We start from the raw sequence: 13,013 nt of genomic DNA on the forward strand, positions 1-13,013 counted from the left end.
ATCAATTGATGGGATCGACGTGGAAACTGTTGCGTACAGCGCCAAGCGCCGCGAAGATCGGCATGCTCATTGTCCTTTTGAATTGTTTCGCCGCCGTGTTCGCGCCAGCCATCGCGCCTTACGGTGAAACAGAAATTGTTGGCGCTCCGTGGGAAAACGGATTTTGGGACGCGCAGTCACCATCCCACACCCCCCCTGTCATCCTGGGCACCGATCATATCGGGCGTGATCTGTTGACGCGCGTACTCTATGGCGCGCGCAACACGATTGGGATTGCTCTGCTTACCACGACGCTTGCATTTGCCGTTGGTGTCACACTCGGGTTTCTTTGCGCCACCCTTCGGGGCTGGGTCGATCAACTTATCAGCCGATCCTTTGATATCATCATGGCGATCCCGACGTTGATATTCGCTCTGATGATCCTGTCGGTCCTGGGCACTGAAATTCATATTCTGATCATCGTAATTGCCTTGCTGGATTCCACCCGTGTGTTTCGGATCGCACGCGCCGTCGCCATGGACGTGGAAATCATGGAATATGTCGAGGTCGCAAAACTGCGCGGCGAAGGGCTTTGGTGGGTGATGCGCCGTGAAATCCTGCCAAACACACTATCCCCGCTGATCGCTGAATTCGGTCTGCGGTTCTGTTTTGTCTTTTTGTTCATCGCCGCGCTTAGCTTTTTGGGTCTTGGGATTCAGCCGCCCTTTGCCGACTGGGGCAGCATGGTGCGCGAAAACGCCCAAGGGATCACCTTTGGCATCATCATTCCCCTTATTCCTGCAGCCGCAATCGCTTTCCTGACGGTTGGGGTGAATTTGGTTGTGGATTGGTTCCTGCACAAAGCATCCGGTATCCGCGACACGCGATAGCCGACAGCCACAAGGAAATAGAATGTCTGAACCATTGTTGGTCATCAAAGATCTGGTCGCCGAAGGATACCAGGAGGATCGCTGGAGCCCTATTTTGCGTGGCGTTTCCCTGTCGCTGCAAAAAGGCGAGGTTCTGGGCCTGATCGGGGAATCCGGTGCGGGGAAATCCACACTGGGCATCTCAGCAATGGGTCACATGCGGCCCGGCTGCCGTATCGTCAGCGGTTCGATTATGTTTGACGGCATTGATATGGCCACCGCCGCCGAGGAAACCCTGCGCAAGATGCGTGGCGTGCGCATTGCCTACGTTGCCCAGAGCGCTGCTGCCGCGTTCAATCCTGCGCATACGTTGATGCAACAATTCACCGAAACACCTGTGTTCCACGGCGTGATGGATTACAAAGAAGCGGAAAAAGCAGCCCAAAACCTGTTCAAGGTTCTGGGTTTGCCCGACCCTCAGGAATTCGGCAATCGTTACCCCCACCAGGTATCCGGCGGCCAGCTGCAACGTGCGATGGTTGCAATGGCGATGGCCTGCAATCCCGACCTGATCATTTTTGACGAACCCACCACCGCGCTGGACGTAACAACCCAGATCGAGGTTCTGGTCGCCATAAAAGATGCCATTCGCAACTTTGACACGGCAGCTCTGTATATCACACATGATTTGGCCGTTGTGTCTCAAATCGCCGACCGCATCATGGTACTGCGCAATGGCCAAGAGGTGGAAACCGGCGATACACGTCAGATCATCGAAGCCCCGACCCAAGAATACACCCGCGCATTGGTAACGGTTCACCACAAGCACGACGAAAAAAATCACCCTGATGACAGGGACGCAGAAGTATTGGTGATGCAAAATGTTTCTGCCAGCTATGGCAGCGGGGTCAAAATTCTGGATGATGTCAGCATCACTGTGACCAGAGGCAAAACCGTGGCCTTGGTCGGCGAGTCCGGGTCAGGAAAGTCGACTGCGGCCCGTGTGATCACTGGGTTGTTGCCACAAGACACTGGGACCATCAGCTTTCAAGGCACCCCTCTCGCACCCTCTTTCAAAGATCGCCCCAAAGATCTCTTACGACGCATTCAGATGATCTACCAAATGCCAGATGTCGCCCTGAACCCGCGCATGATGATCGCAGATGTTATTGGCCGCCCGTTGGAATTTTATTTCGATATTACCGGAGAGGAACAACGAAACCTGGTGTCGGAACTGCTCGGTAAGATCGAACTGGATGACAGCTATCTTGATCGCTATCCATCGGAGTTATCGGGCGGCGAAAAGCAACGCGTGTGCATCGCGCGGGCACTGGCGGCACAGCCAGATTTGATAGTTTGCGATGAAATCACTTCAGCTCTGGACCCGTTGGTCGCTGAAGGCATTTTACAGCTTTTGCAGGATCTACAAGACGAATTGGCCGTGTCCTACTTGTTTATCACTCACGACCTTGCAACGGTCAAAGCCATATCAAACGAAATCGTGGTGATGCACAAAGGCAGGGTTGTGGAACAAGGCCCGCGCGAAGAAATACTCGCGCCACCGCACCATAAATATACCGAACTATTGCTATCTTCGGTCCCAGAGATGGACCCCGATTGGCTGAAAAACCTGATACAACACCGCAAAGCGTAACCCTGACGGCTGACAGTTTGCTGCTACATCAGCCAGTAAGCTGTTTTCCCGTGGGCCGGAATATCCCCGTCACATGTTTCACACTTCCACGGCTCAGTGCTTCAGAGCCGAGCGGCGTAGTTGCTTTCGACTTGTAAGTGTCTTGTAAGTCTCGCCCTTCATTGAACCCGAAATCGCAGCGCAACAATGGAGTTTTACATGCGTCTTTTTGGTATTTTTCTCGGGATTGCCGTCGCATTGGCGGCTCCTGTCAACGCCCTGTCTATTCTTTCAGATGGAAGGCTGGCCTTTGATGTCATGCGCAACGGCAAGGACATCGGCGATCACAGCTACAATTTTTCCGGCCCAAGCGGCGCGTTTACCGTGACGGTGGCAACCAACGTCGAGGTGAAAGTCCCCTTGATCCGCACCACCGTCTACAGCTTCAAGCACGCAAGTGTAGAGACCTGGAAAGGTGGCAAGTTGCAGCAACTCAGCTCGGTTACAAATGATGATGGCACACCACATGAGTTGAAAACCAAGAACAAGGGCGTCCTGCCCGCCAGTTTGTGGAACGACGATATCGTGCGCAGTGGCAAGCTGATGAACACCGTCGACGGCACGATCATGAATGTCCGCGTCGCCGATCTTGGGACTGAAACGGTAAACACCAAACGCGGCTCAGTGCCGGCGCATCATTACCAGGTGTCCGGTGATCTGGCGCGCGACCTTTGGTATGATGCCAACGGCAATCTTGCGCAGGTGGCGTTCAGGGCAGATGATGGGTCCACGGTCATGTACATTCGAAAATAGGACGATTTTCCGAATGCGGCTTTTATACATCGAAGACAATGAGAAGCTGGCGCTCAATACGAGCGCCAGTTTGCGTAAAGCAGGATTTGTGGTGGACGTGGTCGCTACCGCTGGCGACGCCTTGCATGCGGCCAAGAGCTTTGACTACGATGTATTCATTCTGGACCTCGGCCTGCCGGACCGCGATGGTCTGGATTTACTGCCACAGATCAAACAGAGCAATCCGCAGACACCGGTGATCATCTGCACGGCTCGGGACGCGTTGGAGGACCGGATCAAGGGGCTGAACACCGGATCGGACGACTATCTGATAAAGCCGTTCGCGGTCACCGAACTGATCGCGCGGATCAACGCTGTGTTGCGCCGCCCCGGTGGGGCGTTGGGAGTGACACTGACATTTGGCAACGTGACCTTTGAAACAACAGATCGCACACTGACGATTGGAGGAGTCGCCAGTGCCTTCTCCAAACGCGAGCTTGCCTTGTTGGAGATATTCCTGCGTCGTTCAGAACGTGTCATAACAAAAGATGCCATTGAAAACGCACTGTATAGTTTCGATGAGGCCGCCACCCCGAATGCCATCGAAGTGTTGACCCACCGTGTGCGCAAAAAACTTGCGGACCAAGGGGCTACCATCGAAATCCACAACCTGCGCGGCATCGGGTATGTTCTTCACGACTGCAAGAAGGACGGCGAGACGTGAGCGTTTCGACGGTTCTTTTCGGGCCGCGCCGATCCCTAAAGCGACGACTACTGCTGAACATCATCACAGCCCTCAGCCTGTGTATCGTGGTTGCCGTCGTCGTGCTTATCAGTGAGTTCAACGAACACCTTGAAGATACCCTCGAAGAGGCGATGATCGGCGAGGCCAAGGAAGTGATCGCACAGATCGATCCAAGTCTTCCGAGTTTTGGCCTCAACCCCGATGCGCTTCGGTTTCGCGGGGTCAACGGCAACTTTCGCTATACCGTATTTACGGATGAAGGCCGCCTTGTCGCAGGTGGCGAGGCCTCTGATGAGATCTGGCGGCAGCTTGCAAAACTGCAGGTTGGCGCTGCGCGTTCCGTCACTTTGCTGGGTGAACGCATTGGCCTTGGGATGCGCGCGACGATCATGGACCAGAATTTTTATGTTCTGGTCTCGACCTTCCCCAAACGGAACAATGAAACACGCTTTTCCAAACTTCTGCACGAGATAGAAGAGGAAATCTGGTGGGCCATCCTTGCCGTTCTGATGATCATTTCGGCTGCACTTTTTGCCACGCGCCGTTCCTTGGCCCCCCTGCGTACCCTGTCCGAACAAGCGCGAGAGATAGGACCTCTGGCAGCCAATCGCAGGCTTGATGCAGGTAAGCTGCCAGCAGAGTTCGTGCCCTTGATCACAGACGTAAACGAGGCTTTTGCCCGTCTGGAACAAGGCTACAAGGCCCAGCGGGATTTTTCGTCAAATGTGGCTCACGAAATACGCACGCCTATTGCGGTTCTCAGATCCAGCATTGACCGGATAGAAGACGCGGAACTTGCCCAGACATTGTCGCAAGACGCAGACAAGCTGGATCGCATTTTCAGCCAGTTAATTGATCTGGCGCGTGCCGATGCGGCCTCGATCTCTGGTTTTGAAACAGTGGATCTGCACGCTGTGGCAGTGGATACCGCAACGGGGCTTGCCCAGGGTGCCGTGCGCAACAACCGCACTTTGTCGGTCACCGGTGCCGAACGGTCAGAGGTTAGCGGCAATACCGGACTGTTGAGCATCGCGCTTGGCAACCTCATCAGGAATGCGCTGCATTGCACCGCTGAACACAGCGAGGTCGAGATCGAAGTCTTGTCCGATCCCCCCGGCTGGCGAGTCCTTGACCGTGGGCCGGGTGTGCCCGAGGCGCTGAAATCTGCCCTGTTCGAACGTTTCAACCGGGGCGCACACAGCAGTTCAAACAGCAACGGATCGGGTATCGGACTCGCCATCGTAAAGTCCGTGGCGGACTGTCACAACGCGACGGTCGCCATCGAAAACCGCACGGGGGGCGGCAGCGTATTTTCATTCATTTTCAATAACCCACGACCGTAGGGCGATTTTTCCCCACCTGTAAGTCTCTTGTAAGTCAGACCCGCGATGACCGTCTCAATACGGAACATTGAGGTAGTCTATGCAAATCGAATTTCTGACCGGGGAGTGTCCCGGTCGAGTCGCGGCTCAAGAGCATATCAAACGTGTCTACCGTGACGCGTATGGCGCAGAAGTGAACGCGTTCGCCCCGCTTTTGGTGGTCGCAAAGCGTCTTGATGGCAAAATCCTGTGCGCGGCGGGCATTCGCACCGCGCAGGACGGGTTTTTCTCGGATATTTACTTGGGCTCGGGTTTTTCACCTGCGCTGCAGAACGCCGCAAACCTTGACGTGCCCACTGACAACATCATGGAAGTCGTCTCGCTTGCGTCCACCACACCATTCCCCGTCCTGCCGATGCTGGACAGGATGATCGCTTGGGGGCGCGAAAATGGCATGACCTGCGGTGTCTTCACAGCGACGGCCCCGCTGCGACGTCTCTTGCGCCGCACCGGCCTTGGATTTGTCGAACTGGCCCCTGCCAAGATCTCGATGGTGCCAAACCCGCAGGATTGGGGGCACTACTACGATACGGACCCGCGCGTCTGCGCCTTCAATGACGTGCTGACAAATCCTGTGTTCTTGTCGCCCCGTGCTGTGCCAGTCGCGGCGGAGGCCTCATAGTGAAACAGGTTTTTGACGCACTGTACCAACATGCGCAGACCCGTCCGCATGACATCGCCTTCGAAGACGACGCGGGCCAGATCACCTGGCAGGAACTGACGACCCGAGTGGAGCATCTGGCCCGTGATCTGGATGCCATAGACGGTGTTGTCGCTATCGGCTTGGCGGGCGGTATCGACTATGTCGTGGCCGATCTGGCGCTGACGGTCAGCGCCAAGCGGCAGGTCCCGTTGCCGTTCTTCTTCAGCACCGCCCAGAATGCGCATGTGTTGATGGATGCCAAGGTCAGCGCTGTTGTCACCAACTCCCCGGAGCTTTTCGCCGCTCTGCCGCATCTGACCCAGATCAGCACGCAGATGAACCGTTCAGATCCTCTGGATCTACGGCCCTATGCAGGCGGGGCAGAAAGGATCATTTATACCTCAGGTTCTTCCGGCACCCCCAAAGGCGTTGTGCTTAGCGACCGGCAGTTGGACGCCTCCATCACGGCCCTCTCTCGCGTGATCGCAGCGGGTCCGGCCGACATACATTTGTCCATCTTGCCTTTGGCGCAACTCTTGGAACAGATATGCGGGATATTCCTGCCCATCGTGGCCGGGGCCAGAACAGTATTCCGGTTCGAGGCAACCAAAACGCTCTTTGGCACGCCGATTGCCCCCTTGGTCGCTGCCTTCGAGGATACCTGCCCCACAACAAGCCTGCTGGCCCCCGCCATACTGGGCCGCTGGCTGGAGGCACTGGGTGATCGCCGCGCGCCTGACAGCTTGCGTTTTGTTGCCGTGGGAGGTGCGTCGAGTGCGCCCGCCTTGATCCACAAGGCACTGGCTGCGGGCATTCCCATCCACGAAGGCTACGGGTTGTCAGAATGCTGCGCCGTTGTGGCGATGAACACGCCCGGAGACACGCATCCCGGAACTGTTGGGCCAGTGCTCGACGGGCTGAGCGTGACCCTGGAGCACGGTGAAATCGTCGTCTCTGGCCCCACGATCATGTCTGGCTATCTGAATGGCCCCGCAGCACCAGATGTGTGGCGCACGGGTGATCTGGGCCATTTCGAGGGCGACCGGTTGGTCATTGACGGGCGCAAGGACGCGCTCCTGGTCACGGGTGCAGGCCGCAACGTCTCGCCCGAATGGGTCGAACAGCGCGTTAACGCCGATCCGCGTGTCGTCAGCTCCGGTCTTGGGCTGCGCGAAAGCGACGGTGCGCTGGTTCTGATCGTCGTTGCGGCTGTACCAATCGATCTGGCGCAGATTGAACATTACCTTGCGGATCTGCCGCCCTATGCGTGCCCAGGCGAGGTCATCATCACCGACCCTTCCGAACCGGGGCTGCTCTTCCCCGTCGGCACCCCCAACCGTTCTGTTGTCGCAAATATCATCAATTCGCGCCGAGCCGTGGCGCTGTCACGTCCTGCAGAGAGGATCGCATCATGACGCGTTCTAACACCGTTCTGATCACCGGCGCAGGCAGCGGCATTGGCAGGGCACTTGCCCTGGAGGCAGCCAGAAAAGGTTTCACGCTGATCCTCGCGGGCCGCACCGCGACGACGCTTGAACAGACCAAAGAAGGCTGCATCGGCGCTGATGTGAGATGTGTCGTGGCGGATGTGACCACGCCGGAGGGACGCGCCGCAATCATGGATGCAGTCGGGCCCACTCTCGACATACTGATCAACAACGCAGGCGTGTTGAGCGTTGGTCACATCGCTGACATGACCGACGCTGATCTTGAGCGGATGACCACGACCAACCTTGTGGCCCCCATGGCCCTGACCCGCGACCTGCTGCCGGCCTTGCGCCGCACCAGAGGGCGCATCGTCAACATCGGTTCGGTCTTTGGCGATATCGCCTATCCCTACTTTGCGGGATACTCGGCCACAAAATTTGGCCTGCGCGGGTTCTCGGATGCCCTGAGACGCGAGCTGTCAGGCGCAGGCGTTGGCGTGACCTATATCGCACCGCGCGCCACCCGCACCAACGCCAAAGGCGCGTTCGACGCGCTGGTGGAACCGATGGATATGACGCTGGACCCGGCCGAAATGGTCGCGTCGCAAGCCTGGGCTGCGATCCTGAAAGGCAAGCGCGAGAGTTTCCCCAAGGGCAAAGAGCGCATCTTCGTCAAAGTGCAACGCCTGTTTCCGTCGCTGGTCGACAAATCGGTCGGCGCTCAGGCGCGCGATCCCAAAACGCTCGCGGCGCTCAAGCAGCTAACCCCTTCTGAAATCTGAAATCTACAGGACAATTCCCATGAGCTATAATGTTATCCGTGCCGCTCAAGCGGACGCAGCATGCGTCACGCCCGCCATTCTTGACCAGATCAAAGACCATCTCGACAGCGACGGCTGGACCCTGCTGCGCGGTTTTGCGATGGATATACCTGCCTTCAGCACCATCACATCCCGGTTATGCAAAGCGATCACATTCGATCCCGCTCGCGAAAATACCGACAAGAACACCCAGAAAGTGGATGCAGGATTGGGGCCCATCGGCCTGCATATCGAAAACGGAAACACCCCCGTCTGCCCGGACATCGTCGCATTTTACAGCAGCAAGGCTGCCTTTGAGGGGTCGCAAACCACAATTTGCGATGGGCGTCGCGTAGTTGATGCGATGTCCCCAGTGCAGCGCACGCGTTGGTCCCAGCGCATGATGGTCACCCGAACGCTGCCCGAAGCCTTGTGGAAACGCTACCTTGCAAACGAGCACCCCGCCATCAGCGAACCCGAAGAGGTGACGCAAGAACATATCCTGCAATTCAAAGCGTCAATCCCGGATCAGGATTTCACGCTGAATGACGACGGATCACTGGAATACCGCATCAAGGTATTGCCGATCCGCGCATCTTCCTTGTCTGGGGGGCAAGCCTTTGCCAACGCCATTCTGGGGCCGTCGCACAATTACGAACCCCCGGTCTATACGCTGGACGATGGCGATATCGTTTCCGCCGATGAAATCGAAGAACTGCGTGATATCGCAGAGACCTGCACGGTCGAGATCAACTGGCAAGACGGCGACGTCGCCGTCATCGACAATACCCGCGTCATGCATGGCCGTCGCGCAATCAAGGATCAGGACCGACAGTTGTTCATCGGTATGGGACGCCTTTGACAGGCTTTTCACGGCAACGGCGTTTCGGGCAGAATTTGGTGGAGGTTCGATAACTGGTTCCGCAAAACGCTCCCCATTTTCCTGATGCCGTAGACCCAAGTTCTTTCACCTGAAGTCTGATATTGGGACCCTCGCAGCATTCCATAGTTGGGGCCTAAACCAGACCGAAGATGCAGCGCAGTATCCTGTGACATGAAAGGCCGCCAAAGCGTCCGTTCCGGACATGCCTGCCAAGGCATCCGGTGTTTTGGCGGCCTTCGCGACGACGCTACTTTACCTTTTTGCCACCGATTGACAGCGCAGGTTTTCCCGCCAGAGAATTAGCCGTGGCTGAAATTTTGGGCTTCTCCTGCTTCGGTTTCTTTGTTTCCTTGTTGCCGCGATTGCTGTTGTTACCCCGGGCCATGATCTGTCCTTTGCGAAGCGCAGCGATCCCGTGCCGAAATGGTGGGGCTTGGCTGCTGTGATCCACCGGTGCCCTTGGAAAGGCAGCCGATGGCTTGGAATATCGTTATTCAGACGCTGGTGGCCTGCCTGGGCGTCGCGCCCTCATTGAGCGCGCGCTGCTGCCCGCGTGATACGGTCTTGACCGGGGATTCGAACATGGCGTTGGCCGAGTCCAAATCCGACGGCGTATCAATCTCCGTCCAATTCAGTCCGGTGATATCAAGCGCATGAAAGACGGTGCCTTTTGCCAGCAGCCTTTCGTAAGCAGCCTCGTAGTAGTCCTGAAGATGTCCCGGTCCTTCCATCATCTGGGCAAGCTCGGCGAACAGGGCCGGCGCGGTCTTGGCACTGATCTTTTCGATACCTATGGATTCCCCCATCGCCGCCTTTGGATCGACGGCTTTGCCGATCTCAAGCACCTGCATTGCATCGTCCGTTACAACCTTAACCTCTTCATCCTCCAGCGCGATGTTGCGGTCGATGCACAGGACATTCGGCACAGCCTTGTCGATGAGATCGCGCAGAATTTTGACGTCAAACACCACATCGGCATCGAACTTTATGAACTCCCCCACCCCGATGGCCGTTGAGGCCAGCATCAGGGAATAGCCGGTATTGGTTTCGCGATAACGGTCGTTGGTCACATAGGTGACACGAATGCCGCGAAACGTCTTGTCGACAAATTGCTTGATCTGATCGGCCCGGTGGCCCAGCACCAGGACGAATTGCGAAATCCCGCAGCTGAGGCAATTACGGATCATCCGTTCAAGAATGAGAGAGCCGCCCACGGATAGCAGGGTTTTGGCGCAATCATCCGTAAAAGGGGCCAGACGTGATCCGATCCCTGCCGTCAGAATGACCGCAGTGGGCGCGCGTGTGGTTTCATATGACATAGCTTTTATTTCCTCATGATTGCGCCGTTACCGACGCGCTATTTCTGAATTGGAAGCTGCCTTTCGGCAGTGATGTTCATGCCCTGCTTGACTGACCAGTAGAGGCCCCAGAAGACCTGACTGATTGCAAAGACCAAGAGCATCGGCGTGAGTTGATCGAGCACGAGCGCGACGGACAGCATGAAGATGAAGACACCTTCATCAGCGATGAGGGCCTTTGGCTGTTCCTTCAGAAACCAGAGGACATTGGCGCGCAGCCCATATCCCAGGCCCGCCTGCGGGCTGGTCTGGCTCAGCCGGGCCATGATCTCCGGATAGCTCGGATCGCGCGCCGTCTGGATCTGGATGGCGATGTATTTCACGTAGCTGCGCAGGCCGTAGAAGGCGATACCGATCAGCGCAAGGAAGACGGGAACGACGCTCAGCGATTGCGCATATGCCGCATATCCCGCCGCCCCGAACCAGAGCGTGACCTGCACCTGATCCGTCAGACGGTCATAATAGCTGCCCACCAGCGACGATACCTTCCGGTAGCGCGCCATCTGGCCGTCCATGCAGTCAAGAACATGGCTGACATGGATCAGGATCGCCGCCGCGATGAACCATGCGGTGCCGCCGATCAAAATCCCGACGCTCGCCACCACGGCGACCAGGAACGACGCCGCCGTGATCCGGTTCGGTGTAATCCAGGGCCGGTCGACAACGCCGTAATTGGCGAAGATCGCCAGCGGCGCGGTAACGAAGGACGACCACCATTCATCGTCCTTCGTCTTGGTGGCCCAGAGCCGTGCCAGCTTGCCGGTCATGACACCACCTTTGTCAGCGCCAGAGTTGGTGCGGGCAACCTCACGAGGGTTGCTCCCTTCGGCCTAACCGTTGCGACGAGGTCGGCGGCTTTGGCCTGCAATGTCAGCAGAACATCCTTCAGCGCCTCAAGGAAAAACCGTATGTCGTAGTCGGACAATTCGCCGATATTGCCGACCTGAAACACCCGGCCCGCAAAGCAGCCCTTGCCCTCGTAGATGATGATGGATTTCTCGCGCAGCCCGTCGCGGATGTCGCGCACCGAAAGGCTGGGCGGCACCCGAACCGTCGTGAGGATCGAACACATGTCCGCCTCATCGACCAGAAATTCCAGATTCAGCCTGCGCATGCCGACACGCAGCATGTCTGCGCGGGCCTGTATCCGCGCAAAGCGTTTGGTCACGCCTTCGCGTAGGATGTTGGCCAGAGCCTGCTCCAATGCATAGAACAGCGGCACGGCGGGGGTGTTCGGCGTCTGGCTGCGGGTTTTGAGAAACTCGTAGAACGTGGCGAGGTTCAGATAGGTGGTGTTGGCCGCGTGAGCCTTGAGCTTCTTGAAGTGCTTCTTCCGCCCGATGACGAAGGACAGACCGGGATAAGACCCGATCGCCTTGGAACTGGAGCTGGAACAGAAGGCGATGTTGCAGCCCTCCATATCGACCACTTCCGCCCCGACCGAGCTGACGCCATCCACGACGAACAGCGCGCCGCGCGCCTTGGCCATCGCGCCGACCGGACCCAGCGGGTTCAGCATGCCCGAACAGGTTTCGTGATGGACCATGGCAACCACGTCGATCTTGTGGGCCGCCAGATAGGCGTCGATCTGCGCCAGATCGAACGGCGTGCCCCAAGGCACTTCGATCAGATGGGTCTTATTGTTGTGGATTTGCGAGGTCTTGTGCAAACGCTCGCCAAATTCACCATTCGACAGGATCAGGATCTCGCCCTTGCCGACGACAGATGACAATATCGCCTCATTGGCAGCGGTGCCTGAACCGGTGATCACCACTGCGCGATAGCGGCTGCGGTTGGCAATCTGAAAGAGCGACAGGAGCTTTTGTTCGATACTGGCGAGAAGGTCATCGAAATCGGGTTCGCGATGGCAGATATCTTCGCGGCAGATCGCATGGCGCAGGGTCTCGGCCACATTTACGGGGCCGGGTGTGAAAAGCAGATATTTATCCAAAAGACGTCAACCTTCCTGAACGCCCCGACCAATTGGTAGGGACGTCGGCACGCCCATGAATGGCCCATGCTTGCGGATCGCGCATGGACATCGAGAGGGCACAAATCGAATTCGTAAACGCAGCCACAAAAGGTGGCCGACAGCACGCGGACCAGAAATTGAACGTCTGCAGGAAGAAACCAAATATAACGTTGTCTCAACAAAGGTTGCAGACGGGGGGCTATCATGCGCTGGAAAAGAGCGCTCGAATGGCAGTGCAGAAAAGGGCGAGCAATTTCAGAGGTCGCAAGAGACGGTCAGCTCGCGGCGGCACATTTAGCGGCGCCTGACTTTGACCGGTAATAATCAGCAGTCGTTTCAGTGGGATTGAAATTCTGCGATTGTTTTCAGAATAATTGGCACCCCAGAGTGGTGCGCCTGATTGGGTATACCTAATGACCAATCCACCAAAATACAAGAGATGTATGCGTCTGCGCACTTCTCCATACTGCCGTTCTGCCCGCTGGGCCGGGGTACCGAAGGTTTCAGATGGATAGGCCAGCCTCCCTTCA

Annotated in this window: 12 protein-coding genes; 9 read left to right on the forward strand and 3 right to left on the reverse strand. The window is 57.0% G+C overall.

Annotation, left to right across the window (positions count from 1 at the left end):
• The first annotated feature begins 8 nt into the window (after positions 1 to 8).
• The 9 genes from O3306_RS03270 to O3306_RS03310 all read left to right on the forward strand — a co-directional run bounded on the left by O3306_RS03270 (position 9) and on the right by O3306_RS03310 (position 9,132).
• Complete coding sequence (locus tag O3306_RS03270; RefSeq protein ID WP_272003268.1) at positions 9 to 869, forward strand: ABC transporter permease; 861 nt, start codon at positions 9 to 11, stop codon at positions 867 to 869.
• 22 nt (positions 870 to 891) lie between these two features.
• Complete coding sequence (locus tag O3306_RS03275) at positions 892 to 2,502, forward strand: ABC transporter ATP-binding protein (RefSeq protein ID WP_272003270.1); 1,611 nt, start codon at positions 892 to 894, stop codon at positions 2,500 to 2,502.
• A 186-nt stretch (positions 2,503 to 2,688) separates the two neighbouring features.
• Positions 2,689 to 3,294 carry a DUF6134 family protein gene (locus O3306_RS03280; protein WP_272003272.1) on the forward strand — a complete coding sequence of 202 codons (606 nt, stop codon included), beginning with the start codon at positions 2,689 to 2,691 and terminating at the stop codon, positions 3,292 to 3,294.
• Positions 3,295 to 3,307: 13 nt separating this feature from the next.
• On the forward strand, positions 3,308 to 3,997 hold the full coding sequence (locus tag O3306_RS03285; RefSeq protein ID WP_272003275.1) for a response regulator transcription factor: 690 nt from the start codon (positions 3,308 to 3,310) through the stop codon (positions 3,995 to 3,997).
• A complete protein-coding gene (locus O3306_RS03290; protein ID WP_272003277.1) occupies positions 3,994 to 5,361 on the forward strand; it encodes a sensor histidine kinase in 1,368 nt (455 codons plus the stop codon). The genes O3306_RS03285 and O3306_RS03290 overlap by 4 nt, the downstream gene beginning before the upstream one ends.
• 79 nt (positions 5,362 to 5,440) lie before the next feature.
• Positions 5,441 to 6,022 (forward strand): thermostable hemolysin, encoded by a 582-nt coding sequence (locus O3306_RS03295; protein WP_272003280.1) that lies wholly within the window; start codon positions 5,441 to 5,443, stop codon positions 6,020 to 6,022.
• Positions 6,022 to 7,458 carry an AMP-binding protein gene (locus tag O3306_RS03300; RefSeq protein ID WP_272003283.1) on the forward strand — a complete coding sequence of 479 codons (1,437 nt, stop codon included), beginning with the start codon at positions 6,022 to 6,024 and terminating at the stop codon, positions 7,456 to 7,458. The genes O3306_RS03295 and O3306_RS03300 overlap by 1 nt, the downstream gene beginning before the upstream one ends.
• On the forward strand, positions 7,455 to 8,252 hold the full coding sequence (locus O3306_RS03305) for an SDR family NAD(P)-dependent oxidoreductase (protein WP_272003286.1): 798 nt from the start codon (positions 7,455 to 7,457) through the stop codon (positions 8,250 to 8,252). The genes O3306_RS03300 and O3306_RS03305 overlap by 4 nt, the downstream gene beginning before the upstream one ends.
• 19 nt (positions 8,253 to 8,271) lie before the next feature.
• Positions 8,272 to 9,132 carry a TauD/TfdA family dioxygenase gene (locus O3306_RS03310; RefSeq protein WP_272003289.1) on the forward strand — a complete coding sequence of 287 codons (861 nt, stop codon included), beginning with the start codon at positions 8,272 to 8,274 and terminating at the stop codon, positions 9,130 to 9,132.
• Positions 9,133 to 9,647: 515 nt separating this feature from the next.
• On the opposite strand, the gene O3306_RS03315 is transcribed toward O3306_RS03310, so the two are convergent.
• Genes O3306_RS03315 through O3306_RS03325 form a run of 3 tightly spaced genes read right to left on the reverse strand, consistent with a single transcriptional unit; the run spans position 9,648 to position 12,462 of the window.
• Positions 9,648 to 10,472, reverse strand: coding sequence for a phosphocholine cytidylyltransferase family protein (locus tag O3306_RS03315; RefSeq protein WP_272003291.1), 825 nt, complete (start codon positions 10,470 to 10,472; stop codon positions 9,648 to 9,650).
• Positions 10,473 to 10,510: 38 nt separating this feature from the next.
• Complete coding sequence (locus O3306_RS03320; protein ID WP_272003294.1) at positions 10,511 to 11,278, reverse strand: CDP-alcohol phosphatidyltransferase family protein; 768 nt, start codon at positions 11,276 to 11,278, stop codon at positions 10,511 to 10,513.
• Positions 11,275 to 12,462: a pyridoxal-phosphate-dependent aminotransferase family protein gene (locus O3306_RS03325; RefSeq protein WP_272003298.1), complete on the reverse strand. Its 1,188-nt coding sequence runs from the start codon at positions 12,460 to 12,462 to the stop codon at positions 11,275 to 11,277. The genes O3306_RS03320 and O3306_RS03325 overlap by 4 nt, the downstream gene beginning before the upstream one ends.
• Positions 12,463 to 13,013 lie beyond the last annotated feature (551 nt).

The organism is Roseovarius sp. ZX-A-9 (assembly GCF_028369135.1).
Taxonomy (GTDB): domain Bacteria; phylum Pseudomonadota; class Alphaproteobacteria; order Rhodobacterales; family Rhodobacteraceae; genus Roseovarius.

What these genes read in the sequence shown, in the direction of transcription:
- O3306_RS03270 (WP_272003268.1), top strand. Translation starts at nt 9, where the DNA reads ATGGGATCGACGTGGAAACTGTTGCGTACAGCGCCAAGCGCCGCGAAG.
- O3306_RS03275 (WP_272003270.1), top strand. Translation starts at nt 892, where the DNA reads ATGTCTGAACCATTGTTGGTCATCAAAGATCTGGTCGCCGAAGGATAC.
- O3306_RS03280 (WP_272003272.1), top strand. Translation starts at nt 2,689, where the DNA reads ATGGAGTTTTACATGCGTCTTTTTGGTATTTTTCTCGGGATTGCCGTC.
- O3306_RS03285 (WP_272003275.1), top strand. Translation starts at nt 3,308, where the DNA reads ATGCGGCTTTTATACATCGAAGACAATGAGAAGCTGGCGCTCAATACG.
- O3306_RS03295 (WP_272003280.1), top strand. Translation starts at nt 5,441, where the DNA reads ATGCAAATCGAATTTCTGACCGGGGAGTGTCCCGGTCGAGTCGCGGCT.
- O3306_RS03305 (WP_272003286.1), top strand. Translation starts at nt 7,455, where the DNA reads ATGACGCGTTCTAACACCGTTCTGATCACCGGCGCAGGCAGCGGCATT.
- O3306_RS03310 (WP_272003289.1), top strand. Translation starts at nt 8,272, where the DNA reads ATGAGCTATAATGTTATCCGTGCCGCTCAAGCGGACGCAGCATGCGTC.
- O3306_RS03315 (WP_272003291.1), bottom strand. Translation starts at nt 10,472, where the DNA reads ATGTCATATGAAACCACACGCGCGCCCACTGCGGTCATTCTGACGGCA.
- O3306_RS03320 (WP_272003294.1), bottom strand. Translation starts at nt 11,278, where the DNA reads ATGACCGGCAAGCTGGCACGGCTCTGGGCCACCAAGACGAAGGACGAT.